1 protein-coding gene is annotated in these 1,140 nt (G+C 34.0%); it reads right to left on the bottom strand.

Annotated elements, in window-relative coordinates; genetic code table 11:
- Positions 1 to 215: 215 nt before the first annotated feature.
- Positions 216 to 884, bottom strand: coding sequence for an FAD-binding oxidoreductase (locus C0512_RS15915; protein WP_121313519.1), 669 nt, complete (start codon positions 882 to 884; stop codon positions 216 to 218).
- Between the last annotated feature and the right edge of the window lie 256 nt (positions 885 to 1,140).

Below are 1,140 nucleotides of genomic sequence, written 5' to 3'. Positions count from 1 at the left end.
GGAAAGCGCTATTGATTTCACTCCTTTTGTTTTCGATTTTACTTTGCCGTCCCAAGAAAAATATTCATCTGATGATTTATAGTCACAAGTGAGTTTTCCAAGTTTAGCATCCATTATGATTTTGACTTGTTTTAGCGGTTCACCTGCAAAAAGCGACTTTAAGAATTGAAGCATAAATTGGAATTTAAAAACATTCTACTACAATAATAAGACAATTACTTTTCAAAAACTAAAGTATTGGCTTCGGCACCCAAATCAATTAAGTGTTTATTGATGTCGCGCACAAAATCCTCAGGTCCACAAACGTAGAAATGTTGACTGAAATTGACAATGTGTTCAATCAAAAAATTGCGATCAATACGTTTTCCGATAAAACCAATCGTATTTTCCCTGGTTAAGACATTGATGAAATTTTTCTTCAACATTCTGAACAATTCCTGTCCCATGATGATGTCTTCGGAAGTTTTATTGACATAAATAAGTCGATTACCATTAATTAAATTGTGTTTGTATAACTCTCGAAATATTGAAATAAAAGGTGTAATTCCCGAACCGGCTGCTATAAAAACTCCCGGTCCTTTGTACTGAATGGCACCGAAAACATCGTGTAAAATCAGTTCATCACCGGCATTGGTTCGCCCGAGCTCTTTCGTTACACCATTTTGATTGTTGTAAATTTTAATCATGAACTCAAGTTGTTTTGACTCTCTTAGGTTGGTAAAAGTGAAAGGTCTTAATTGATCTTTCCACTCCGGAAGATTGATAGACAATTCCGTTGCTTGTCCGGGAATAAAATCAAAACCCTCCGGTTTTTCCACGACAAATTTTTTGACATCATGGGTGATGAATTTGGCTTCGAGTACTTTTACAATATGGGCGTTCATAAATTTGGAATAATAGCGTTAATAAGATCTCACTCTAACAAAGTTATGAATAATGACGTAGAAAATCGAAACCGTTTGCTTTTACCTAATTCTTCCCGAGTTTTCGTCTATACTTTTCTCTTTGAATTCTGATTTTTTTATTTTTCCAAAAGAATATTTAACTGCTAAAGAAATGGCACGCGAATCGGTGTAATACTTTCCTTTGGCAGAAACATTATTGATGGTGAATTCATTTTTAAAATTCATCTTTCTAAAA

The organism is Flavobacterium sp. (assembly GCF_013822155.1).
GTDB lineage: Bacteria > Bacteroidota > Bacteroidia > Flavobacteriales > Flavobacteriaceae > Flavobacterium.
This window is presented reverse-complemented; position numbering and strand designations above follow the sequence as displayed.

Bases quoted from the DNA above. Each gene is read 5' to 3' on its own strand.
- C0512_RS15915 (WP_121313519.1), bottom strand. From the start codon at position 884: ATGAACGCCCATATTGTAAAAGTACTCGAAGCCAAATTCATCACCCAT.